General features: G+C 64.4%; 23 protein-coding genes. 6 read left to right on the top strand and 17 right to left on the bottom strand.

What is annotated here, in order from left to right; genetic code table 11:
- Positions 1-21: 21 nt before the first annotated feature.
- Positions 22-354 carry a hypothetical protein gene (locus QQK43_RS02210; RefSeq protein WP_234264919.1) on the bottom strand — a complete coding sequence of 111 codons (333 nt, stop codon included), beginning with the start codon at positions 352-354 and terminating at the stop codon, positions 22-24.
- Positions 355-751: 397 nt separating this feature from the next.
- On the opposite strand from QQK43_RS02210, the gene QQK43_RS02205 reads away from it, so the two are divergent.
- A complete protein-coding gene (locus tag QQK43_RS02205; protein ID WP_284306471.1) occupies positions 752-1696 on the top strand; it encodes an adenylate/guanylate cyclase domain-containing protein in 945 nt (314 codons plus the stop codon).
- A 24-nt stretch (positions 1697-1720) separates the two neighbouring features.
- Here QQK43_RS02205 and QQK43_RS02200 read toward each other — a convergent pair whose 3' ends face one another.
- From QQK43_RS02200 to QQK43_RS02165, 8 genes are all read right to left on the bottom strand, one after another.
- Positions 1721-2395: an EF-hand domain-containing protein gene (locus tag QQK43_RS02200; protein WP_234264917.1), complete on the bottom strand. Its 675-nt coding sequence runs from the start codon at positions 2393-2395 to the stop codon at positions 1721-1723.
- Positions 2396-2523: 128 nt separating this feature from the next.
- Complete coding sequence (locus tag QQK43_RS02195) at positions 2524-3339, bottom strand: ABC transporter ATP-binding protein (protein WP_284306470.1); 816 nt, start codon at positions 3337-3339, stop codon at positions 2524-2526.
- A gap of 24 nt (positions 3340-3363) precedes the next feature.
- Complete coding sequence (locus QQK43_RS02190; RefSeq protein WP_284306469.1) at positions 3364-4512, bottom strand: succinylglutamate desuccinylase/aspartoacylase family protein; 1149 nt, start codon at positions 4510-4512, stop codon at positions 3364-3366.
- 7 nt (positions 4513-4519) lie between these two features.
- Positions 4520-5233 (bottom strand): ABC transporter permease, encoded by a 714-nt coding sequence (locus tag QQK43_RS02185; RefSeq protein WP_284306468.1) that lies wholly within the window; start codon positions 5231-5233, stop codon positions 4520-4522.
- Between the two features lie 3 nt (positions 5234-5236).
- Entirely contained in the window at positions 5237-5923 is a 687-nt protein-coding gene (locus QQK43_RS02180) for an ABC transporter permease (protein WP_234264913.1), read from the bottom strand.
- A 12-nt stretch (positions 5924-5935) separates the two neighbouring features.
- Positions 5936-6775 carry an ABC transporter substrate-binding protein gene (locus QQK43_RS02175; RefSeq protein WP_234264912.1) on the bottom strand — a complete coding sequence of 280 codons (840 nt, stop codon included), beginning with the start codon at positions 6773-6775 and terminating at the stop codon, positions 5936-5938.
- Between the two features lie 858 nt (positions 6776-7633).
- Entirely contained in the window at positions 7634-8647 is a 1014-nt protein-coding gene (gene dmeF, locus QQK43_RS02170) for a CDF family Co(II)/Ni(II) efflux transporter DmeF (RefSeq protein ID WP_284306467.1), read from the bottom strand.
- Between the two features lie 141 nt (positions 8648-8788).
- Positions 8789-9058, bottom strand: a complete 270-nt coding sequence (locus tag QQK43_RS02165; RefSeq protein ID WP_011589742.1) for a metal/formaldehyde-sensitive transcriptional repressor — start codon at positions 9056-9058, stop codon at positions 8789-8791.
- Between the two features lie 140 nt (positions 9059-9198).
- Between QQK43_RS02165 and QQK43_RS02160 the strand changes: the two genes are divergently transcribed.
- The 3 genes from QQK43_RS02160 (at position 9199) to QQK43_RS02150 (ending at position 13062) form a co-directional block, all read left to right on the top strand.
- Positions 9199-10482, top strand: a complete 1284-nt coding sequence (locus QQK43_RS02160) for an ISL3 family transposase (RefSeq protein WP_045995197.1) — start codon at positions 9199-9201, stop codon at positions 10480-10482.
- Between the two features lie 1183 nt (positions 10483-11665).
- On the top strand, positions 11666-12463 hold the full coding sequence (locus QQK43_RS02155) for a VC1465 family Xer recombination activation factor (RefSeq protein WP_284306466.1): 798 nt from the start codon (positions 11666-11668) through the stop codon (positions 12461-12463).
- Positions 12464-12750: 287 nt separating this feature from the next.
- A complete protein-coding gene (locus QQK43_RS02150) occupies positions 12751-13062 on the top strand; it encodes a hypothetical protein (RefSeq protein ID WP_284306465.1) in 312 nt (103 codons plus the stop codon).
- 286 nt (positions 13063-13348) lie between these two features.
- Here the strand turns inward: QQK43_RS02150 and QQK43_RS02145 are convergent, their stop codons facing one another.
- From QQK43_RS02145 to mltG, 8 genes are all read right to left on the bottom strand, one after another.
- Entirely contained in the window at positions 13349-14860 is a 1512-nt protein-coding gene (locus tag QQK43_RS02145; protein WP_234266457.1) for a tripartite tricarboxylate transporter permease, read from the bottom strand.
- 16 nt (positions 14861-14876) lie between these two features.
- Positions 14877-15365, bottom strand: a complete 489-nt coding sequence (locus QQK43_RS02140; RefSeq protein WP_234266458.1) for a tripartite tricarboxylate transporter TctB family protein — start codon at positions 15363-15365, stop codon at positions 14877-14879.
- 113 nt (positions 15366-15478) lie between these two features.
- Positions 15479-16147: an ankyrin repeat domain-containing protein gene (locus QQK43_RS02135; RefSeq protein ID WP_234266459.1), complete on the bottom strand. Its 669-nt coding sequence runs from the start codon at positions 16145-16147 to the stop codon at positions 15479-15481.
- Positions 16148-16160: 13 nt separating this feature from the next.
- Positions 16161-16991: a TatD family hydrolase gene (locus tag QQK43_RS02130; RefSeq protein WP_284306464.1), complete on the bottom strand. Its 831-nt coding sequence runs from the start codon at positions 16989-16991 to the stop codon at positions 16161-16163.
- A gap of 46 nt (positions 16992-17037) precedes the next feature.
- On the bottom strand, positions 17038-17406 hold the full coding sequence (locus tag QQK43_RS02125) for a PilZ domain-containing protein (RefSeq protein WP_234266461.1): 369 nt from the start codon (positions 17404-17406) through the stop codon (positions 17038-17040).
- Between the two features lie 84 nt (positions 17407-17490).
- Entirely contained in the window at positions 17491-18516 is a 1026-nt protein-coding gene (locus QQK43_RS02120; protein ID WP_234266462.1) for a DNA polymerase III delta subunit-related protein, read from the bottom strand.
- A complete protein-coding gene (gene tmk, locus QQK43_RS02115; protein WP_284306463.1) occupies positions 18513-19172 on the bottom strand; it encodes a dTMP kinase in 660 nt (219 codons plus the stop codon). The genes QQK43_RS02120 and tmk overlap by 4 nt, the downstream gene beginning before the upstream one ends.
- 47 nt (positions 19173-19219) lie before the next feature.
- Positions 19220-20215, bottom strand: coding sequence for an endolytic transglycosylase MltG (mltG, locus tag QQK43_RS02110; RefSeq protein ID WP_234266464.1), 996 nt, complete (start codon positions 20213-20215; stop codon positions 19220-19222).
- Between the two features lie 111 nt (positions 20216-20326).
- Here mltG and ygfZ point away from each other — a divergent pair, with 111 nt between their 5' ends.
- Both ygfZ and QQK43_RS02100 read left to right on the top strand, forming a co-directional pair.
- The gene (ygfZ, locus tag QQK43_RS02105) at positions 20327-21253 is read left to right on the top strand and encodes a CAF17-like 4Fe-4S cluster assembly/insertion protein YgfZ (RefSeq protein WP_284306462.1); all 927 of its coding nucleotides are present in this window, start codon (positions 20327-20329) and stop codon (positions 21251-21253) included.
- Between the two features lie 16 nt (positions 21254-21269).
- Positions 21270-22130 (top strand): NRDE family protein, encoded by an 861-nt coding sequence (locus QQK43_RS02100; RefSeq protein WP_284306461.1) that lies wholly within the window; start codon positions 21270-21272, stop codon positions 22128-22130.
- Positions 22131-22156 lie beyond the last annotated feature (26 nt).

Genomic DNA, 22156 nt, shown 5'->3' with positions numbered 1-22156 from the left:
GGGTGAGGCATGCCGCCGGCCTCAGCGATGCAGGCGGCAGGCGTCGATCAGGCTGCGGGGGATCAGGCCGTGGAACACGGGTGTGAGCTGGCGCACCGTGCCGACCGCAACCGCCTCGCCGTGCAGGCGACTCAGCACGGCCACCATTTCGGCGCGCGCGTACCAAAGTGCGTGAGCGTCGTGCAGGTACTGCAGGCGCCGGTGCAACTGCGGGTTGAGCTGGGCGCCGTCTTCGCCCAGCGCCCTCAGCATGGCTTGCCGCACGGGCTCCAGGGCTTCGGGCGAAGTCTTTCTTTCGTCCCCTCCCAGCAGGGCAGAAATGGTGTTTCGAATACCGGGTTTGGTCCAACGCATGGTTCTGTGCCTCAACGACGTCTCAGGTTCTTGTCAGGCCGGTTAAGCAAAGAATAAGCCCACGCTGGCTGTCCCGGTACAGGGAGCGCCCTTCTACCGATAAAAAAACAACAGCCAAATCATCGAGTTACACGGTTTCTTTAAGATGGAGCCTTCAATTTTTGAATACCTTTGATCGAAGCTTGTGTGGCCGGCGCCCCCTGGAAGGCTCGCAGGTAAAACCTTTGGCCCAACCCTGATCGACGGAGCGGATCAGTGGGCCGTCTTCGCTGGGCGCAGGCTTGGGTGCCTGAAAACGGTGTGAAAAAAAACACGCATATCCTGTTTCTGTCGCGGCTTCCCGTTGGCGCTGCGACCGGCCTTGGCCGTGATCTAATGGTTGGGAACCCACCGCCCCATGGCTGAACTCACGATCGCTTTTGTGGACCTGACCGGCAGCGTGTCGGTCTATGAGACGCTGGGCAACGATCGCGCGGCCCGGGCGGTGACCAAGCTCACCCAGTGGGTGGGCAGCCTGGCCATCGAACATGGCGGCCAGGTGGTCAAGATGCTGGGTGACGGCGTGCTCATGTCCTTTGCCAATAACCGCCAGGCCATCGAATGCGTCAGTCGCATCCAGCAGGAACACGCGCAGCGCGTGCTGCAGTGGCCTGATCGGCTCAAGCTGCTGATGCAGATCGGCCTGGCCCGGGGCCAGGTTGTGGTGGTCGATGGCGATTGTTTCGGCGACGCGGTGAACGTGGCGTCCCGCCTGAGCGACCTGGCCGGCCCTGAACAGATCCTGGCCACCGATTCGGTGATCCGCAAGCTCGGCGCACGCTCCGGCGTGCGCAGCCGCAGCCTGGGCCCCATGCGCATCAAGGGGCGGGCCGAGCCCTGCGAAGTCTTCCGGGTGGAATGGCAGACGGAAATGGGTTCCGAATTTCTCACCCTGCCGGCCGACCTGCACGCGGTAGCCAAGCAGCGTGAGTCGGTGTTCGGGGGGATCGAGCTAGGCTGGCTGGATGCCAGTCTGTCGTTCAACCTGACCGACCTGCCGGTGCGCATCGGGCGCGCGCCGGAGGCGGATTTCGTGGTGGCCGATCCGCGTGTTTCGCGCATGCACGCGACGATCGACATCCGTTCGGGCAACTATGTGCTGGAAGACATTTCCAGCTACGGCACCTGGGTGCGCTTTGCGGGCAACGACCACATCCTGTCGCTGCGGCGGCAGGAATGCCTGTTGCACAGCGACGGCGAAATCGCCATGGGGGCGCCATTCACCGACTACAGCACCCCGACCATCAGTTTCCGCCTGGTCGATGGTTCGATGGTGCTGGGCCGGGGGCCGCTGGACGCCTGAGCGACTGCGTCTGCAGGGCTGCCGTCACGCCGTGGCGTTACCGCTGCCGCTGGGGTTCTGGTTGTACAGCCGCGAAGCCAGCTCGAGCTGGCTGGACAGCTGGGCAATGAAGGCCGTCAGTTCCTGGCCGCTGATCTGGCCATCGTTGTCGGTATCGAGCCCGGCGACGAGCTCCTGCAGGCGGGATGTGACCGCGCCCGGTTCGGTGCTGGCCGTGGCCGTGTCGCCGTCTGCGGTGGACTGTACCGTGGTCACGGTGGTGGTCGTGGTGGTGGTGACCACGCCGGCTTCCGCGTTGCCGATGCCGAATTCGGCCTTGGAGATGACCCCGTCGCCGTCGGTATCGAGTTCGGCAAAACGGGCCTCGTCGCCGCGCGATTGCACGAAGGCCTGCGTCCCGCTGCTCGCGGGGGCGAGCAGGCCCAGCAGGGCCTGCGTCATTTCGGCGCCCGAGAGCAGGGCATCGCCATCGGTATCCGCCTGCTGAAAAAGGGTGTTGGCGTCGCCGGAAACGGGCAGACCGAACTTGGTGGCCACCTTGTCCAGCGCGGCCTGGAATTCGCTGGCGTCGATGGCGCCGCTGCCGTCCAGATCAGCTTTTTTCATCACCTTACCCTGCAGTTGCGAGGTCAGGTTGGGGGCCAGATTCAGCAGGGACTGGGCCCAGAGGTTCTGGGCGTTGCTGCTCGTTGTGCTCATGAGGCGGTTCCTTTCGTCGAACGGTTCCCCACAACGCGGGGCCACGCGGCAATGGTCGACGAAAAGCCGGGGCGCGAAGCGCCGCAACAACGGCCGCCAAACCCGCCAGTTCGGTGCTTAGGCGCGGCTCACTTGAGGTTGCCGGAGAGGAACTGGGCCAGCCGCTCGCTGCGTGGGCGCGCCAGCACTTCGCGTGGCTGCCCCTGTTCTTCGATGCGCCCCTGGTGCAGGAAGATCACGTGGTTGGACACCTCCCGCGCGAAGCCCATTTCATGGGTCACCACCAGCATGGTGCGGCCTTCTTCGGCCAGCAGCTTCATCACGCGCAGCACTTCGCCCACCAGCTCCGGGTCGAGCGCGCTGGTGGGTTCGTCGAACAGCATCACCGCCGGCTCCACCGCCAGCGCACGCGCAATGGCCACGCGCTGCTGCTGGCCGCCGCTCATGTGGGCCGGATAGCGGTCTTCCACACCGCGCAGGCCCACGCGCTCCAGGTATTTGCGCGCCGTGGCCACGGCCTGGTCCTTGGGCACGCCCAACACGTGCACGGGCGCTTCGATGATGTTCTGCAGCACCGTCATGTGGGCCCACAGGTTGAAGTGCTGGAACACCATGGCCAGGCGCGTGCGCAGGCGCTGCAACTGGGCGGCATGCACCGCCTGCAGTTCACCATGGCGGTCCGGCTTGAGCTGCAGCTCCTCGCCCGACAGCGCGATGCGGCCGCTGTTGGGTTTTTCGAGCAGGTTGATGCAGCGCAGCAGCGTGCTCTTGCCCGAGCCGGAGCTGCCGATCAGGCTGATCACGTCGCCAGCGCGCGCCTGCAGCGACACGCCTTTGAGCACTTCGTTGGGACCGAAGCGCTTGTGGATGTCCTGCACGTCGAGCAGCACGGCAGACGGACCGCCTTTGGCGGAGGCGTTGTCGGTGGGGGCGGCGTCGTTCATGGGCACGGAGGCTCGGGCAGAGGTTCAGAATCCCAGCAGATCGCCGGTACGGAAAGGGGTGGCGCCGGCGATCTTGCCGATTTCACCGCCGGCGACCACATAACGGTCTTTGACGGCCGCGTAGAGCACACCGTCGACGCCCGCCTTGACCGGGTGCACGCGCGAGGCACCGGGCGCGGTGGGGTCGATCACCTCGGCCACCACGTCACCGATCGACACGCGTGTGCCGGGGCGAACGGTTGGCACCAGCAGGCCGGGCAGGGGCGCACGCAGGGTCTGCGAGCCGGCCAGCGGCGTGGGCTCGCAGGGCAACGGCGGCGGTTCGGCGCGTGTTTGCCCCGTGGGGGCCCGGAGCACGCCCAGGTGGGTCAGGTAATGGGCGATGGCCAAGGCGTCCTGCGCGGCCAGGTCGTGCCGCACCTCGGCTTCGCCCCGCAATTCGACCGTGGCGCTGGCACAGCCCTGGGGCAGGGGCGCGGGGTTTGGGGCCTCGGCCAGGCGTTCGGCCAGGCGCCACCACAGGCCGGACAGGCGTTCGTCGAACGGACCACCGCCCGACTCGCGGGCCAGCAGCACGGCCTGGCAACCGAGCCAGGCGGCCAGCGGGGCCAAAGGTGGCCAGCAGGCGGCTTCGCTGTAGAGGTGCATGACCGCTTCGGCGTCGCAATGCAGGTCCAGCACCACGTCGGCATCGTGCGAGAGCAGCAGCAACTGCCGCCGCAGGCTTTGCAGTTCGGTCGGTGCCTGCCAGGCGTTCAGCCAGTGCCCGACCGCTTCACGCACCGCGCGCACATTGGCTGACGCATCGGCTCCCAGGCGGTCCTGGATCGCTGGCCACACGGCTTCGGCCAGATCGGGGTAGCCGCGGTTGAAGTTTTCGGACGATTCGAACTCGAAGCGGCCCTGCGCATGGTGGTCCAGGCGCTGGGCCAGCCCGATCGGGTTGGCAGCGGGCACCAGCACCACGCGGCCCTGAAGGCGTCCGTCGGCTTCGGCCTGGTCGAGCAGCGCGCGCAGGTGGTGGGCAACCAGCATGCCCGGCAGCTCTTCCGCATGCAGGCTGGCCTGGATGTAGACCTTGGGCGACGCGCCCTCGGGCCCGTAGCCGAAGCTCACCAGGGTTTTCTGCACGCCCAGACTGGGGCTGAGCAGGGGGTGTTCGGTACGCTGCATGCGGGTCTCAGTGGGTGCGCGGCGCCAGATGGGCGAGGAAGCGCCGCTCCGCCAGCCGGAACAGGCCCACGAGCGAGAACGTGATCAACAGGTAGATGCAGGCCGCGAACAGGTAGGCCTCGAACGGCAGGTAGAAGGTGGAATAGATGCGGCTGGCGGCCGACGTGACGTCGAGCATGGCCGGCACGGCGCTGGCCAGGCTGGTCGCGTGCAGCATCATGACCACCTCGTTGCTGTAGGCAGGCAGAGTGCGGCGCAGGGCGCTGGGCAGCACGATGCGTCGCATGGCCTGGCCGCGGGTCATGCCCATGGCCTGGGCGGCTTCGATTTCGCCCGCGCTGGTTTCCCGGATCGCGCCGGCCAGCATCTCGGCGGTGTAGCCGGCGGTGTTCAGGCTGAAGGCGAGCAGGGCGCAGAAGAAGGCGTCCTTGAAATAGATCCAGGGCCAGACCTCGTTCCAGCGCGCCTGCAGCCATTCGAACTGCCCCAGGCCGTAATAGATCAGGTAGAGCTGGATCAGCAGCGGCGTGCCGCGGATGACGAAGGTGTAGGCACCGGCCACCCAGCGCAACGGCGCGATGGAACTGGTCAGCGCCAGCGCGCACAGCAGAGCCAGCACAGCGCCGACCACCAGCGAAGCGCCCAGCAGGCTGAGCGTGGTGATCAGACCATCACCGTACAGGGCCAGGTTGCCCGGTTGGAAAATGATGTCCCAACGCATGGATCAGACCTGCCCGCGCTTGACGCCGAGGCTGTAGCGGCGGTTCAGGGCCCGCAACGCCCACAGCGACAGCGAGGTGTAGAGCAGGAACAGCGCGGCCGTGAACAGGTGGAAGTTGAACGGTTCGCGCGTCGCGGCACCCGCCTGCAGCGCCAGATAGGTCATGTCCTGCAGCCCGATCAGGCTCACCAGCGCCGTGGCCTTGATCAGCACCAGCCAGTTGTTGGTGAAGCCGGGCAGGGCGTAGCGCACCATCTGGGGCAGCGTGATGCGCAGGAAGGTGCGCAGGGAGCCCATGCCGAAGGCCCATGCCGCTTCGGCCTGGCCTTTGGGAATCGAGAGGATGGCGCCGCGGAACGTTTCGGTCATGTAGGCGCCATAGATGAAGCCGATGGTGAGCACCCCCGCCACAAAGGGGTTGATGTCCACCGAGGCCTTGCTGCCCATCAGGGTCAGCAGGTGGTTCAGGCCGATGGTGCCGCCGTAGAAGATCAGCAGCATCAGCACGAGCTCGGGAATGCCCCGGATCAGCGTGGTGTAGACGGTGGCCAGGGCCACCAGCGGCGGCCGTCCGGACAGCTTGGCCGCAGCGCCCAGCAACCCCAGCACGATGGAGACCGCCAGGGCTGCCAGCGAGACGCCCACCGTGAGGAGGGCGCCCTGCAGGATCGATGCGTAGTAACCGGACAAACCGCAGACGCCTTACTGGCCGTACACGTCGAAGGTGAAGTACTTCTTGGCCACCGTGTCGTAGACGCCGTTGGCACGGATGGCCTTGATGGCGGCGTTCAACTCGTCCTTGAGTGCGGTGTCTTCCTTGCGCAGCGCCACGCCCACGCCATCACCGATGTACTTGGCGTCGCTGATTTCGGGGCCGACGAAGGCATAGCCCTGGCCCTCGGGCTTGCTCAGGAAACCAGCGGTCACTTCCACCGCGTCGGCCACGGTGCCGTCCAGGCGGCCGGACTTGATGTCCAGGTACACCTGATCCTGCGCGGCGTACGGCGTCACCGTGGCGCCGGCCGGCTTGAGTTCGGCCATGGCGTACTTTTCCTGGGTGGAGCCCTTGAGCACGCCAATCTTCTTGCCCTTGAGCGATGCCAGGTCGGTGAAGTTGGTGTCAGCCTTGGTCACGATGCGGCTGGGCGTCTTGTAGTAGCGGTCGGTGAAGTCCACGACCTGCTTGCGCTCTTCGTTGATCGTCATCGAGCTGATGATCGCGTCGTACTTCTTGGCCTGCAGACCCGGGATCATGCTGTCCCAGACCTGTTCGACATACACGCATTTGCGCTTGATCTCGTTGCACAGCGCTTCGGCGATGTCCACATCGAAGCCGGTCGGCTTGCCATCGGCGGTCTTGAACGTGAAGGGCTCGTAGGTCGGATCGATCGCTACCTTCAGCTCAGGCAGCTCGGCCGGTGCCGCGGGCGCCGCAGCGGCAGCCGGTTCGGCGGCAGGGGCCGGCGCCGGTTCTTCCTTCTTGCCACAACCCACCAGCGCAACGGTACCGATCAGGCCCGCGGTCAGAATCAGATGCTTCATGAAGTTCCTCGATGAAAAAGATGAGACAGGATTGGACTCCTGCCAAGGAGTTTGATTGTAGGTCTGGGCAGTCCAATTCCCGGTCCAGTCGGGCTGGTGTTTGCCCGTACCACTGAGAGGGTTCACAGCAAGTTCTGCGCCTGGCTGTTGGTGATTCCGCTTTTGATACTTTACATAATATACATTGTGGAATTAAAGAGTAGTATAGAAGGGGGTTGCTTTATTTAGTCAACATATGCAACATCATAGTGAAACTATGTAGTAAAGCTGTTGCTTTTCGATGCTCCTAAGACAAACACCACTCGGACCAACTCTGGTCGACGAGAACTCCGTGCCCAGGTTCTGGGCAAGCACTTGGTCGATGTTCGAAGGCTCAGATCTAGCGCCTTCAACCTTGAACCAAAAACTAGCGCATATCAACGCGCTGTATGTACACGTCGAGGAGCTGGGCGGGAGCCTTGACGATGCCCTCAGTGACATGGACTTGGACAAGCTCGGCAACCTCCTGGAGTCCTTCTTCATCAAGCTGAGGAATGTTCCAAACCCGAACGGATCGACACTGAACCGCTGGAACACTGCATTTCACTTCGTGAGAGCCACTTTGATGCGGCTCGAAAAAAACGGGTATCCGGAATATCTGGTTGATCTCTGGGTATCATGGGGAGGTAACAACTCCCCACTTCATCGGATTCCTTGGTTGATATGTCACTCAGGCCATTAAGGTACCTACAAAGCCTGGAACGTGTATGGACAATGACACTTACATGGCTTGGAGAGAGGGCGAGGCCAAGCTGAATGCAGAGCAACTCCCTCGCCCGTACCAAAACCGACTATTTCGGCCCAGCCCGCTCAATCAGCTCATCGTATCCTGGAGCCGGTATTCTCCGGACCAGTGAGACAGCGCTGTGGCTCGACTGTAATGTGTACTAATGACGGGCACTGAGCCTGGATACGCTGCTTGTAGACGGCAGGCGCCTCCGGGTCATGCGACACGACCGAGACGATGGCGGCGTGAATATTCGGACCAATGGCCCAGAGGTGCAGATCGCTGATTCGTGCATCGTCACTCTCAATGGCATGTCTGACGTCGTGCTCCAAGTCACTGCGCTGTTGATCAAGCAGCACGCGGGAGGTGTCTTTCAACAGATGCCATGACCAGCGAGTGATAAGTAACGCGCCGACGATACCCATGATCGGGTCCATCCAGTCCCAGCCCGCATACTTTCCGGCCAGCAAGGCAGCAATCGCCAATACAGAAGTTAAGGCATCGGCGAGTACGTGGAAGTAGGCAGCTCGACGGTTATGATCATGATGCCCATGCCCATGCCCATGCCCATGCCCATGCCCATGCCCATGCCCATGCCCGTGGTCGTGGTCTTCCCCGCCCAGTATCCAGGCCGATACTCCATTGACGATCAAGCCGATGACGGCGACGAAAATAGCTCCATTGAACGAAATTTCTACCGGGTGGATGAAGCGGTCGATGCTTTCGATCACCATATACAGGGCGAAGCCTGCCAGCAGGACCGCGCCGGTGAACCCGCCTAGCGCATTGACCTTCCCGGTGCCAAATGAGAACTGTGTATTGCCTGCGTTGCGGCGAGCGTATGCATAGGCGAAGGCTGCAATACCCAGAGCGACAGCATGAGAGCCCATATGAAGGCCATCGGCCAGGAGGGCCATCGAACCGTATAAGACACCGGCCAGAATTTCCCAAACCATCATGACGACAGTTAGAGCGACGACGATCAGTGAGCGTATTTCACCGGATTTTTTACGATCTTGACCAAAAACATGATTGTGTTGCCATTCTTCGAGCCTGTGACCATGCATACTGTAATACTCCGAGTTGATAAAAATTATGGTCAGCAAGACCAATGAAAGTGGTGGCGATTGATGGCGAAGCCCTGCTAACAGCTCCGGTTCCGCAAGAACTTCAGGGGCGCGGATATTAAATCACTGCCAAAGTTCGCCTCTTACAGCTAGGGTACCCACGCTGTAGCTCGTGATGTTCTACTTGAGGTAGGACTTGATGACCTGCAGCACCGCTTCCAAGTCTTGTTGCCGCTGCTCCAACTCGGGTTCCCTGACGACGTGATCAGTCAAGTGCCCCTCAATGATGGCTGCCATCAGTCCATTCACCGCCCCACGAATCGCGGCGATCTGTTGCAGCACGGCCGTGCAGTCGCCCTCCTCGTCAAGCTGCCTTTCCAGTGCGGCCGTCTGCCCCTGAATGCGCCGAACGCGGGTTAATAGCTTCGCTTTGTCTTTGATCGTGTGCATGCAGTCGTCTCTTTAGTGGCCCAAAAACTATACTGGAGGGTAGTATATAAATACTAGGGGGTAGTATGCTTGTTTGCAAGAGAGGAGAGGTAGGTGAAGCTCACCAACGTGACACTCGCCAGCCGTAAGGAGCACGCCGCATGACCGAAATGCCCGACAACATCCTGCACCTGCCTGAGTACCAGGTGCTGGGCTGCAAATCCACCGACGACGAAATGCACTTCCAGGTGGACGCGCCCGATCCCATCGCCTGCGAGGAATGCGGCGTGCAGGGTGAGTTCGTGCGGTTCGGCAAGCGTGATGTTCCCTATCGTGATCTGCCCATCCACGGCAAGCGGGTCACCCTCTGGGTGGTCCGCCGCCGGTACACCTGCCGGGCCTGCAAGACCACCTTCAGGCCCCAGCTACCGGAGATGGTGGACGGCTTCCGCATGACGCTGCGGCTGCATGAATACGTGGAGAAGGAATCCTTCAACCACCCCTACACCTTTGTGGCGGCACAGACCGGCTTGGACGAGAAGACGGTACGTGACATCTTCAACGCCCGCGCCGAGTTTCTGGGGCGCTGGCACCGCTTCGAGACGCCCCGCATTCTGGGCATCGACGAGCTGTACCTGAACAAGCGCTACCGCTGCATCCTGACCAACATCGAGGAGCGAACCCTGCTCGACCTGCTGGCCACCCGCCGTCAGGACGTGGTGACCAACTACCTGATGAAGCTGAAAGACCGGCAGAAGGTCGAGATCGTCAGCATGGACATGTGGAACCCCTACCGGGCAGCGGTCAAGGCGGTGCTGCCACAGGCCCGTATCGTGGTCGATAAGTTCCATGTGGTGCGCATGGCCAACGATGCCTTGGAGAAGGTGCGCAAGGGCCTCAGAAAGGAGCTGAAACCCTCCCAGAGCCGAACCCTCAAAGGAGACCGGAAAATCCTGCTGAAACGCGCTCACGAAGTCTCAGACCGGGAGCGACTCATCATGGAGACCTGGACAGGCGCATTCCCGCAACTGCTGGCCGCCTACGAGCACAAGGAACGCTTCTACGGCATCTGGAACGCCACCACCCGGCCACAGGCAGAAGCCGCCCTGGATGACTGGATAGCCACCATTCCAAAGGGCCAGAAGGAAGTCTGGAGCGATCTGGTCAGGGCAGTGGGCAACTGGCGCGAAGAGATCATGACCTACTTCGAGACGGACATGCCCGTCACCAACGCTTACACGGAGTCCATCAACCGACTGGCCAAGGACAAGAACCGTGAAGGGCGTGGTTACTCGTTCGAGGTGATGCGGGCACGAATGCTCTACACCACGAAGCACAAGAAGAAGGCCCCGACTGCGAAGGTCTCTCCGTTCTACACCATCGGTTACGGACTGCCGGACTTCGCAGAGGAACTCAACTACGGGGTCAATCTATCAACCATCTGAGGGTGGTATCAGGTTGGTGGGGTGAAGGTGCCCCATCAACCATTAAATCCGTATACCCCAAGTTCTTTAAGCTCAGCCTTCTTGATTTTGATCTTGCCTTCGAGCTTTAGCTCGGCAGGGGTCTTGTTCTTGCTTCCCAACGGTCTGCCCATGATGTACTCCAGCGTTTAAGATATCGTATTTTTATCATAAAAATATCATTCTTTGCACATTTTTTTCACGATGTACTGCTTTGGTCATCTGAGGTGGTTTCCCGCATTGGCCGCGAGTACGAGCTCTTTGAGGATCACCACGAGGTGATCGAGGATTACCCATGGTGCTCAATCTGGCCAGCCCTGCTGGCGCAAGACCTAGATGATGTACTGCAGGGTCAGCCGTACGTCTATTTGGTATTGCACCCAGCCCGAAGCAGCTGATAGCCTGCACGCGCTCGTTTGGCAAACCGGAGCACCGGCTCGACCTCTCGATCGAGACAGTGAGAGACTTTGCGGCGCAAGCGATCACGAGTTGCAGGTGTTCGCGCTCCCCTTGCCCTACCACAACACCAAGCCCAGGCGATCCCTCTGTGTGGTGCCGCCACTGCGTCGGCCGACCGACGACACCCTGGAAATGGTGAATGCTACGTCCAATCGCATGCGGTTCAAGTACGTTGCCGGCTTCAGTTCGTCAGCTGGTGTGATCCTGGTGATCCCGCAGCCGGCCAGCGCACGACCGCATGCGCCCGACTTGAGCGGCGTTGTTCGTCAACGAGAAGCCCGGCTGTAAGGCCTGCTGGCCACCTACTGCATCAGCACCACGGTTGGCGGATGGTCTCACCCAGCTGCCCGAAGGAGAGGTGATTTGCGCTGGGCTCGGGCGCTCGTCGAGTCGGTTGGCTCATAGACATCCTGCAAATATCCCCTGCCCACTCCGCATGTATTTGTAATGCAGGAGAGCGCCCCAACACCCCAAAAGCAACAGGCGAAACACGAAGAGGCGCAAACCTCACCTTTGCCAGTTCCTTTGTTGCTTTTGAAATGCAACGCAGAAGCCAGAGATTAATTCGCAACAGATTGTTGTTCGGATTCGGCCATTTTCAGAGTTATTAGAAAAAGCAACAGCAATCCCTTACTACAGCATCTGGAATATCAAGGTGGTACCCAGACCCCAGCATCGCAAGCCCGCCAGCAGCAGGCAAACCCGCATGGAGCAAGGCCTGCGCTTCCGGGCGCTGTATGCCTCGCTGGGCTTCAACGCCCACGAGGTCGCGCAACTTTTGCAGGTCAGCACCAGATCTGTACATAACTGGGTGTCCGGCGCGGTCCCGGTGCCCTACATGGCCATGAAGCTGCTGCGACTGATGCTGCGCTACGAACTGCCAGGCAAGGACTGGGACGGCTGGCACCTGTCGGCGGGCAAGCTGTACACGCCTGAAGGCCTGGCGCTGAACCCGCATGACTTCACCTGGTGGGGTCTGCTGGTGCGCCGCGCTGCGATGTTCTCGGTCTGCTATCGCGATCTGAACCACCTGCGGGTGGCCGGGCGGACAGCGGCGGCGGCCGCGGCCATGCGCCTTGGCGCTGGCCAGCGGACGGCGGCGAAGTCCGAGCCGTCCAGCGAAGCTGGGCGGCCGGCGCAGCCGGCCGGCCCTAATTTATTAATAGGACACATCTCGACAGAGAAAACCGAGAACCTAGGAAACATGCGGCTTCCGGCGGGTTCATGGTACCTGCCCGGAAGTGTTGATTTTTCACACTACGAAAGGCGGGATCCCATGGGGAAGATCAAGACGGGTAGTCAGCGTGATGGCCGGGCGCTGCCTCGGGCATTCCTGTCGCAGCTCGATGCGGCTGGCCGATCAGCGTACACGCGTGACGCGGACAAGGGGTCCGGCCTTCTGGGGGCGTTGATGGCCAAAGGGGGGCATCAGGCGCCCGATCTGGCCGCAAGGGAGGCTGCCAACAAGGCGGAACTGAAGCGCCGCACTGAGGCTTCCCTGTAGCCGCCAAAGGGCCGCCCTGGCCGTCCCAAGGCGTCGAAAACCGCCATCAAGGCCGCGGCCGTCAAGGCGTGGTCAGAGGTCACGGGGGGCCGGGGTGTTGTCCTGGTGAACGGCAAGGAAGTGGGCCGTGCGGGTGATTGACCTGGACGCCCTCGCCTGCTTCGGGCTGGCGGCTTACCTGTTGGGGAGGGCGCTGCTCGAAGTCCTCTGGTAGGCGTCCATAAAGCGAAACGCCCGGGGGAAGGGCCTCCGGGCGTCTCTGACCAATCTCAAAGACGGAGTTTGAAATGGCTAGTGTTGATGTTATCTCGAAGGCAAAAAGCGATCTCGAAGATGCGCTGTGTGAGTTTGTCAGTTTGACCGATGTTCTGGTGGATCTGGCTGGGATTGTCAGTCCTCCGCCGTGGGTGCACTTGTTGCTTCTTCAGTCGAGCCGCCTCGATGCTGCTGGGCAAGCACTTGTTGAGGCCGTCAACCGGCATGCCCTGCCCCATCTGCAGGACTTGGCCGATGTCAGCAAGGGAAATAGGGGTATGGGGGCCGTGGCCCCCATGGCGACCAAGGTGCCGGCCGGTGAATTGATCACTTCGCGGAAGTAACTCAGGTACATCCAATCAAGGCAGTTCGCGCCTTGATTGGCAATTAATTGGCCTTTGAGTGAAATTCTTTCGCTATGATTAATTCAACGCAACGATATACATTGTGGAATATCAAAGTGATACCGAAAAGCAAGGGACACAGCCCGACCAGCAGCCTGGCAACCGGCCAGGAACAAGCTTCCGGGAGCTCTGCGCCTCGTTGGGCTTCAAGGTCCAAGATTCACAGGACCAAAAAAAACCCGGCCGCGATGACTCGCGCGCCGGGTTCAGTCGATCTTTGGAGGGATCAGTCTTCGACGAAGGCTTCTTCGCGCTTCTTCTTGACCGACGGCAGCAGCACGATGGTCAGCAGGATGGCCGCAACCACCAGCAGGCCGGCCGAGATCGGGCGCGTGACGAAGACGGACCAGTCACCGCGGGAAATCAGCAGCGCACGGCGGAGGTATTCCTCCATCATGGGCCCCAGGATCAGTCCGAGCAGCAAGGGCGCCGGTTCACAACCCAGCTTGATGAAGCCGTAGCCGATGAGGCCGAACAGCGCCACAACCCAGATGTCGAAGCTGTTGTTGTTGGTGGAGTACACGCCAATGGCGCAGAACAGCACGATGGCCGGGAAGAGCCACTTGTAGGGCACGGTCAGCAGCTTGATCCAGATCCCGATCAGGGGCAGGTTCAGGATGATCAGCATGGCGTTACCAATCCACATCGAGGCGATCAGGCCCCAGAACAGTTCCGGGTTGCTGGTCATGACCTGCGGGCCCGGCTGGATGTTGTGGATCGTCATCGCACCCACCATCAGCGCCATCACGGCGTTGGGCGGAATGCCCAGCGTCAGCAGCGGGATGAAGGAGGTTTGCGCACCGGCGTTGTTGGCCGCCTCGGGCGCGGCCACGCCGCGGATGTTGCCTTGGCCAAACGGCACTTCACCGGGCTTGAGCTTGGTCTTTTTCTCGATGGTGTAGGCCGCAAAAGCGGACAGCAAGGCACCACCGCCGGGCAGGATGCCAAGTGCGGAACCCAGCGCTGTGCCACGCAGCACGGCGGGGAACATGCGCTTGAGGTCGGTGGCGGTGGGCATGATGCCCTTGACCTTGTCGGTGAAGACCTCGCGGTTTTCGTCCGATTGCGAGAGGTTGCTGATGATTTCGCCGTAGCCGAAGATCCCCATGGCGATGGCGACGAAGCTGATGCCATCGGTCAGTTCGGGGATGTCGAAGCTGTAACGCGCGACGCCGGAGTTCACGTCGGTACCGACCAGACCCAGCAACAGGCCCAGCACGATCATGGCCAGCGCCTTGAGCAGCGAGCCGGAGGCCAGCACGACGGCACCGATCAGGCCCACGATCATGAGCGAGAAGTATTCGGCCGGGCCAAACTCCAGCGCCAGTTCGGTCAGCGGTGCGGCAAAAGCCGCCAGAATCAGCGTGCCGACGCAACCGGCAAAGAACGAGCCCATACCGGCAGCTGCCAGAGCGGGCCCCGCCCTGCCCTTGCGCGCCATCTGGTAGCCGTCGATCACGGTCACGACCGAAGACGACTCACCGGGCAGGTTGACCAGGATGGCGGTGGTCGAGCCACCGTACTGCGCGCCGTAATAGATACCGGCCAGCATGATCAGCGCTGCCACGGGCGGCAGGCCATAGGTGATGGGCAGCAGCATGGCGATGGTCGCCAGCGGGCCCAGACCGGGCAGCACCCCCACCAGCGTGCCGAAGAGGCAGCCGATGAGTGCATACATCAGGTTCTGGAAAGTGAAGGCGACGCCGAAGCCGAGCGCCAGGTTGTTAAGCAGATCCATGGTGGCGTTCTCCGGCTCAGTTCGTCAGGAATGCAGGCCAGACCGGGAACTGCAGATTCAACAGGTACACGAAGCCGACGTAGCTGCCGGCGGCCAGGATGGCGGCCAGGATCATCGACTCTTTGAAGCTGAAACCCTCGCGGGCCATGCTGGAGATGATGACCAGGGCAAACAGCGCCACGATCAGGCCGAAAGCCGGCAGGCCGATGGAGGGCAGGCCCACCAGCAGCGCACCGAACACCAGGTTGGCGCCCAGGATGCACACCAGCGGTCGCCAGGCAAAAGCACCGATCTTGTCGCCGCCCGGAGGGCCGGAGCGCAAAGAGCCCAGCACCACCAGCGCGCCCAGCGCCACGAGCAGAAGGCCGAGCATGAATGGGAAGTAGCCCGGGCCCATGCGGGCGGCCTGACCAATCTCATAGTCCACGGCGCCCCAGGCGAAACCGCCCCCGACGATCATGAACATGAGGCCTGAAAAAAAATCCTTCTGACTGGCCACGGCCACGGCAAATCTCCTCTTGGAATAATGAACGGCGGGATTGTCCCCGCCAGAATCCCTGCCTTACATGTGGGTTACACCTACACCCCTGTTTTTTGAGGCCACACCGGCGTCGGCTTTCACCAGCGTCCGGAGGGCTGGCGCGCGCGCAGCGCCTGCGTGATGCGTTCGATGGCGTCCGGGCGCGACGCCCGCTGGGCGAAATCGAGTGCGGTCAGGCCCTTTTCGTTGCGCAGCGAGGGGTCGGCCCCCTCCTCCAGCAACAAGTCCACCACGGACGAATGACCGTAAAAAGCCGCCATCATCAGCGGCGTGGTCCGGTTGGGGGACTCCGCGTCGATGTAGGCGTGGTGCTCCAGCAGCAGGGCCACCACCTCGCGGGCACCGGCCTCTTTGTAGGTGGCGGCGTAGTGCAGCGGCGTCCAGCCGGGCTTGTTCACCTCGGCCTTGCGCCCGATCATCTGGCGCACCACGGGCAGATTGCCCTTGAGCGCTGCCAGCATCAGGGCGTTTTCGCCCTGGACATTGCGGATCTCCAGATCGACGGCATCGAGGCCGAGCAGGAAGCTGGTGACCTTGGCTGCGCCCTCGCGCAGGGCGATCATCAGCGCGCTGTTGCCCTGGGGGTCGCGGGTGTTGACGTCCAGCCCGCGCAGGACCAGCGTGACCATGGCGGGCTCGTCGTCGCGTTTGGCCGCAGAAAAGAACTGCTCGAACGACCCCGACTGTGCCCAGGCAGTCGAAGAAAAAAAGAAAGCAATAACAAAGAACTTTTTGATGAAGTTCATGTGACTTCTGAGTTCAGGTCGGCGCTGCAGGCGCATTCACACGGTCAAACAGGCGGTCGAAATTGCGGCTGGTGGCTTCGGCGACGGCCTCGACCGGGAGGCCTTTGATCTCTGCGAGCAACTGGGCCACATAGGGCACCAGCGCCGGGGTATTGGTCTTGCCGCGAAACGGCACCGGCGCCAGGTAAGGGCTGTCGGTCTCGATCAGGGTCTGCTCCAGCGGCACAAAACGCGCCACTTCGCGCAGGTCGGCGGCATTGCGGAAGGTCAGGATGCCCGAAAACGAGATCATGAATCCCAGGTCCAGCGCCGCGCGCGCCACCTCGGCCGTTTCGGTGAAGCAGTGGAACACCCCGCGCGCCAGCGGCTGCGCCCCGCCGGCGGTGGCGGCACCGGTCCAGCCGCCCTCCTCGCGCAGGATGGCCAGCGTGTCGTCCGACGCGCTGCGGGTGTGGATGACCAGCGGCAGGTCGGTACAGCGCGCCGCCCGGATGTGGACGCGAAAGCGCTCACGCTGCCAGGCCATGTCGTCCACGCTGCGGCCGTTGAGGCGGTAGTAATCCAGCCCGGTTTCTCCGATGCCGATCACGCGCGGACGCGCAGCCAGCGTCAGCAGGGTGTCGAGCGACGGCTCCTGCACGCCTTCGTTGTCGGGGTGCACGCCCACCGTGGCCCAGAGGTTGTCGTGCGTGCGGGCCAGGTGGTGCACCGCCTCGAACTCTTCCAGCGTGGTGCAGATGCACAGCGCGCGGTCGACGCGGGCTTCGCGCATGGCGGCCAGGACCGCCGGCATCTGTGCTTGCAGTTCGGGAAAAGTGAGGTGGCAGTGGGAGTCGGTGAACATGGCAATCACGGGCCTGCCAGGCAGGCGTGCTGCCGGACGAACGGCGTCAGATGGTCTGGGTCGGTTTCTCCGAGGCCAGGTGCGACCCCAGGATTTCTTCGATCTTGAGCTTGAGCTGGCGCGACTTTTCGTCCGCCGGGAAGCGGATGCCCACGCCTTGCGTGCGTCCGCCCTGGGCCTTGGCGGGCGTGACCCAGGCCACCTTGCCGGCCACGGGATAGCGCTGCGGGTCGTCCGGGAGGCTCAGGAGCACATAAACGTCATCGCCAAGCCGGTAGTCGCGCGACGAGGGGATGAAGATGCCCCCGTCGGTGAACAGGGGAATGTAGGCCGCATAGAGCGCGGCCTTCTCCTTGATGGAGAGTTGGATCACGCTGGGCCGCGGCGTATTGGGTGCGCTGGGCATGGTGCTCATGAATCGCGAGTGTAGCGGCAATCCGACACTCGCCGTCGCGCGCGCCGCCCCTTTTCGCGGCAATTTGCCCGCGGGTGTGGGATTTCACGCACCGCGTCGCGCGAAGACTTGCCGGGTGCGCGCCGCCCAGGCTTCCTGGGTCAGGCCGGCGTTGAACGGATGCTCCACCGTCCGGGCGGCGGCGCCCAGTTCCTTGGCCCAGGTCGCGAGCACGATCAGGCGCGGCGCCGGCGGCAACGACTCGGCGGCAAAAAAGCGCGGCCGGGCGCCGCCGGCCACGGCCATCAGGTCGTGACACAGCTTGTGCAGCGTGTTGAGCTGTTCGCTGGCCGGCCAGTCGGCCAGCGGCGTCCAGTCGCCCTGGGCCAATGCCTTGGGCAGCTTCTGCCATTGGGCGGCGGTGAGGCCGGCGCGGGCCAGTGCCCAGGCGTCTTCGGGCCGGCCGCCGGCGGCCTGCAGCCAGGTGGTGGCCGTTGCCGCGTCGGTTTTGAGCCCTTCGCGGATCGCCTGTTCGTGCAGCCAGGCCAGCGCTTCGGCCTCCGAGGGCCAGGCCAGTGCATGGGTCTGGCAGCGGCTGCGGATGGTGGGCAGCAGTTGGTGGGCCGCTTCGGTGGCCAGCACGAAGCGCACCTCGCCTGTGGGCTCTTCCAGCGTCTTGAGCAGGGTGTTGGCCGACTCCACGTTCATGCGTTCGGCCGGATAGACCAGCACCACCTTGGTGGCCCCGCGCGAACGGGTCAGCTGGGTGAAGGCCACCGCAGCCCGGGCCGCTTCCACGCGGATCAGCTTGCTGGGCTTGCGTTTCTTGTCGTCGATGTCTTTCTGTGCGCCTTCGTCCAGGGGCCAGTCCAGCGCCAGACTGAGTGTCTCGGGCAACAGCGCGCACAGGTCGGCATGGGTGCGCACCGCCACGGCATGGCAGCTCGCGCACTGCCCGCAGGCGCCTTGGGGGCCAGGCTGCTCGCACAGCCACGCGCTGGCCAGCGCCAGTGCCAGCGGGTACTGGCCCAGCCCGGACGGCCCGGCCAGCAGCAGCGCGTGCCCGCGCTGGGCCAGCAGTGCCGTCAGCTGGCGTTGCAGCCAGGGCGCCAGCGGCGCGGACTCGCTCACGCGCCGGCCTCCGGGGCGATCCAGCCGCGGGCTGCGCAGGTGCTGCGCACCGCCTGCCAGACGGCCGGCACGGGCTGGTCGGCCGCGATGCGGGCAAACCGGGCGGGTTCGGCGGCAGCGCGATCGGCATAGCCCTGGGCGACGCGGGCGAAGAATTCGGCAGGTTGCGATTCGAAGCGGTCCGGCACGCGGGCGCCGGCCAGGCGTTCGGCAGCCACCGCGGGAGGCAGGTCGAACCAGATCGTCAGGTGCGGCTGGCGCAGCCCATTCGGCGCGGTCGGGGAGCCCTGCACCCAGGTTTCGAGCTGGCGCAGCACGCCCAGGTCGAAACCGCGGCCACCGCCCTGGTAGGCGAAGGTGGCGTCGGTGAAGCGGTCGCACAGCACCACGTCGCCCCGCGCGAGCGCCGGCTCGATCACGGTCACCAGGTGGTCGCGCCGCGCCGCAAACACCAGCAGCGATTCGGTCAGCGGGTCCATGGCGTCGCCCAGCACCAGGGCGCGCAGCTTCTCCGCCAGGGGCGTGCCACCGGGTTCGCGGGTCAGCACCACTTCGCGGCCGGCGGCGCGGAAGGCATCGGCCAGACCGGCGATGTGGGTGGACTTGCCGGCACCGTCGATGCCTTCGAACGAGATGAACAGACCTTCGGAACTCATGCGGGGCAGAAAAAAAGCGGATAAAGCGCAGGCGGTGGCGGGGCCGCTCAGCGGTTGAGGATGTAGCGGCGCACCGCCGCATTGTGCTCGTCGAGCGTACTGCTGAAGTGGCTGGAGCCATCGCCACGCGCCACGAAATACAGCGCCCGCGTGTCGGCCGGCTGCACGGCCGCGAGCAGTGCGGCCCAGCCGGGCATGGCAATCGGCGTCGGCGGCAGCCCGGCGCGCGTGTAGCTGTTGTAGGGCGTGTCGGTCTGCAGGTCGATCTTGCGCAGATTGCCGTCGAAACGCTCGCCCAGGCCGTAGATCACGGTGGGGTCGGTCTGCAGCCGCATGCCGATGCGCAGCCGGTTGGAGAACACGCCGGCCACGTGGGCACGGTCCGCTGCGGCGCCGGTTTCTTTTTCGACGATGCTGGCCAGGATCAGCGCTTCTTCGGGGGTCTTGAGCGGCGAGCCCGGGGCCCGTTGCGACCAGGCCTGCGCCAGCCGGGCGTCCATCACCTGCGCGGCCTGCCGCAGCACGGCCGATGCCGGCGCACGCCGCGCCACGCGGTAGGTGTCGGGGAAGAAACGCCCTTCGGGGTGCACCCCCGGCCGGCCGATGCGCTCCATGATCTGGGCCGGGCTCAGGCCGTCGAGATCGGGCGTCAGGTCGGGGACTCCGCGCAGGGCCGCCAGCACATCGCGGAAGGTCCAGCCCTCCACCAGGGTGACGCTGCGCAGGGCCTGCTCGCCCCGCACCAGCTTCTGCAACAGACGTTCGGGCGTGATGCCGGCTTCCAGGTCGTAGCTGCCGGCCTTGAGCGCGCGGCTCTGTCCTGACAGGCGGAACCAGGCATACAGCACCGGCGCCGGCACGCCGACACCGGCATCGGCCAGGCGCTCGGCCACAGCGCGCGACGACGAACCGGCCGCGATGTCCACCGACAACGGCGCCGGCGTTTGCAGCGGCAGCGGGCGCAGCAGCCACCACTGGAAGGCCGCCCAGCCCAGCCCGGCGGCCAGCAGCACAAAGATCAGCAGGTTTCGCAGCGCACGCATGGACAGGAGGAACAGGGAAAGCGTCGGGGTCTTGGGCCGAAGCGGCACGCTCGGAATGGCCCGGCATGATAATCGGTCGCCCCTCTTGCCAACCCCATCCGTGCCGCTGCCATGACCACCGTGTCCGCCCTGTTCCCCGCTTCGTCCGCCACGCCCTTGCCCCACTGGGGCGTGATCCGCGCGCAGGGCGAAGAAGCGGCCAAGTTCCTCCACGGTCAGCTGACACAGGATTTCGCCCTGCTGGGCGACACCCAGGCGCGGCTGGCGGCCTTCTGCTCGGCCAAGGGCCGCATGCAGGCCAGCTTTGTTGCGTTCAAACGCGCGGCCGACGATCTGCTGCTGGTGCTGCCGCGCGACGTGCTGCCCGCCGTGCTCAAGCGCCTGCAGATGTTCGTGCTGCGCAGCAAAGTCCGGCTCAGCGATGCCAGTGCCGAATTCGGCGTCTGGGGCCTGACCGCCCCGACCGACGCCGCGCCCTGGGGTGCCGCGCCCTGGGCGCTCAGTGCCACCGACGGTGGCCACGTGGTGAGCCTGTACCCCGCGCAGGGCCAGGCCCGGGCGCTGCGGGTGGCACCGGCCGATGTCCCGGCGCCGGCCGCCGAGGCCCTGCCGCTGGACACCTGGCAATGGCTGGAGGTGATGGCGGGCATCGCCCCCGTGACGACGCCCATCGTGGAAGCGTTCGTGCCCCAGATGCTCAACTACGAATCCGTCGACGGCGTGAACTTCAAAAAGGGCTGCTATCCCGGCCAGGAGGTGGTGGCGCGCAGCCAGTTTCGCGGCACGCTCAAGCGCCGCGCCTACCTGCTGCAGGCCGAGGCCCCCCTGACCGTGGGACAGGACGTGTTCCAGGCCGCCGACGCCGAGCAGCCCTGTGGCACCGTGGCCGCTGCCGCCCCGAACCCGGCCGGCGGCTGGAACGCCATCGCCTCGCTGCGCACCGACGCCGCGGCCGCTGGCGACCTGCATGCGGGCGCGGCCGATGGCCAGGCTCTGAGCCTGTTGCCGCTGCCCTACCCGCTGCGCGACGACATCTGAGGGCCCTGCTGCGCCCATGTGCCTGATCGCCTTCGCCATCGGTGCCCACCCGGCCTGCCCGCTGCTGATCGCGGGCAACCGCGACGAATTCTTCGAGCGCCCCACCGCACCGCTGCACCGCTGGACACCGCCCGGCAGCCCGGTGGCGGTGTGGGCCGGCCGCGATCTGCGCGATGGCGGCACCTGGCTCGGTTTTGGCGAAAACGGCCGCGTGGCCATGCTCACCAACGTGCGCAGCGCCCAGCCAGGCAGCGGAGCGCGCAGCCGGGGCGAACTGCCGCTGCGCTGGCTGGCAAGCCACGACGGCGTCGAGGCCCTGGCTGACGGCATCGACCCGGCAGCCTACGGCGGCTTCAACCTCGTGGTCGGCGATTTCCCTGCCGGCCGCTGGGCCTGGCTGTCCAACCGCGACCCGGCCGATCCGCACACCGAAGGCGCCGCCACCCAGTTGCAGTGGCGGACGCTCTCACCCGGCATCTATGGGGTGTCCAACGCCGCGCTCGACACCCCCTGGCCCAAGACGGAACGGCTCAAGGCGGCCATGCGGCAGGCCCTGGACCAATGGGACAGCCCGCCATCCGGTGACATGGCCGGCCAGCACCTCGCGCAGGCCCTGGCCGAAAACGCCGCCGTGCCCGACGCGCACCTGCCCCCGACCGGGGTGCCCCAGGACTGGGAGCGCGCCCTGTCCAGCCCGTTCGTGGACATGACCGAGCGGGGTTACGGCACGCGCAGCAGCCTGCTGGCGCGGGTGACGGTCTCGCCCGGGACGGCCCAGCCCCTGCTGACCATGACCGAATGGCGCCACGAGCGACCGACGGCCGGGGCGCACCGCTGGAGCGCAGCCCCGCCCGCCATCACACAGGTGACGTGGTGAACCGGCCCGCCGGCCGGCGCTGACCG

It is taken from the genome of Hydrogenophaga electricum (assembly GCF_030160815.1).
GTDB lineage: Bacteria > Pseudomonadota > Gammaproteobacteria > Burkholderiales > Burkholderiaceae_C > Hydrogenophaga > Hydrogenophaga electricum.
The sequence above is the reverse complement of the archived record's forward strand: the minus strand, read 5'-3'. Positions and strand labels throughout refer to the sequence as shown.

Excerpts from the sequence above, each read along its gene's own strand:
- QQK43_RS02210 (WP_234264919.1), bottom strand. The coding sequence starts at position 354 with ATGCGTTGGACCAAACCCGGTATTCGAAACACCATTTCTGCCCTGCTG.
- QQK43_RS02205 (WP_284306471.1), top strand. The coding sequence starts at position 752 with ATGGCTGAACTCACGATCGCTTTTGTGGACCTGACCGGCAGCGTGTCG.
- QQK43_RS02200 (WP_234264917.1), bottom strand. The coding sequence starts at position 2,395 with ATGAGCACAACGAGCAGCAACGCCCAGAACCTCTGGGCCCAGTCCCTG.
- QQK43_RS02195 (WP_284306470.1), bottom strand. The coding sequence starts at position 3,339 with ATGAACGACGCCGCCCCCACCGACAACGCCTCCGCCAAAGGCGGTCCG.
- QQK43_RS02190 (WP_284306469.1), bottom strand. The coding sequence starts at position 4,512 with ATGCAGCGTACCGAACACCCCCTGCTCAGCCCCAGTCTGGGCGTGCAG.
- QQK43_RS02185 (WP_284306468.1), bottom strand. The coding sequence starts at position 5,233 with ATGCGTTGGGACATCATTTTCCAACCGGGCAACCTGGCCCTGTACGGT.
- QQK43_RS02175 (WP_234264912.1), bottom strand. The coding sequence starts at position 6,775 with ATGAAGCATCTGATTCTGACCGCGGGCCTGATCGGTACCGTTGCGCTG.
- QQK43_RS02165 (WP_011589742.1), bottom strand. The coding sequence starts at position 9,058 with ATGCACACGATCAAAGACAAAGCGAAGCTATTAACCCGCGTTCGGCGC.
- QQK43_RS02160 (WP_045995197.1), top strand. The coding sequence starts at position 9,199 with ATGACCGAAATGCCCGACAACATCCTGCACCTGCCTGAGTACCAGGTG.
- QQK43_RS02155 (WP_284306466.1), top strand. The coding sequence starts at position 11,666 with ATGGAGCAAGGCCTGCGCTTCCGGGCGCTGTATGCCTCGCTGGGCTTC.
- QQK43_RS02150 (WP_284306465.1), top strand. The coding sequence starts at position 12,751 with ATGGCTAGTGTTGATGTTATCTCGAAGGCAAAAAGCGATCTCGAAGAT.
- QQK43_RS02145 (WP_234266457.1), bottom strand. The coding sequence starts at position 14,860 with ATGGATCTGCTTAACAACCTGGCGCTCGGCTTCGGCGTCGCCTTCACT.
- QQK43_RS02135 (WP_234266459.1), bottom strand. The coding sequence starts at position 16,147 with ATGAACTTCATCAAAAAGTTCTTTGTTATTGCTTTCTTTTTTTCTTCG.
- QQK43_RS02130 (WP_284306464.1), bottom strand. The coding sequence starts at position 16,991 with ATGTTCACCGACTCCCACTGCCACCTCACTTTTCCCGAACTGCAAGCA.
- QQK43_RS02125 (WP_234266461.1), bottom strand. The coding sequence starts at position 17,406 with ATGAGCACCATGCCCAGCGCACCCAATACGCCGCGGCCCAGCGTGATC.
- tmk (WP_284306463.1), bottom strand. The coding sequence starts at position 19,172 with ATGAGTTCCGAAGGTCTGTTCATCTCGTTCGAAGGCATCGACGGTGCC.
- mltG (WP_234266464.1), bottom strand. The coding sequence starts at position 20,215 with ATGCGTGCGCTGCGAAACCTGCTGATCTTTGTGCTGCTGGCCGCCGGG.
- ygfZ (WP_284306462.1), top strand. The coding sequence starts at position 20,327 with ATGACCACCGTGTCCGCCCTGTTCCCCGCTTCGTCCGCCACGCCCTTG.
- QQK43_RS02100 (WP_284306461.1), top strand. The coding sequence starts at position 21,270 with ATGTGCCTGATCGCCTTCGCCATCGGTGCCCACCCGGCCTGCCCGCTG.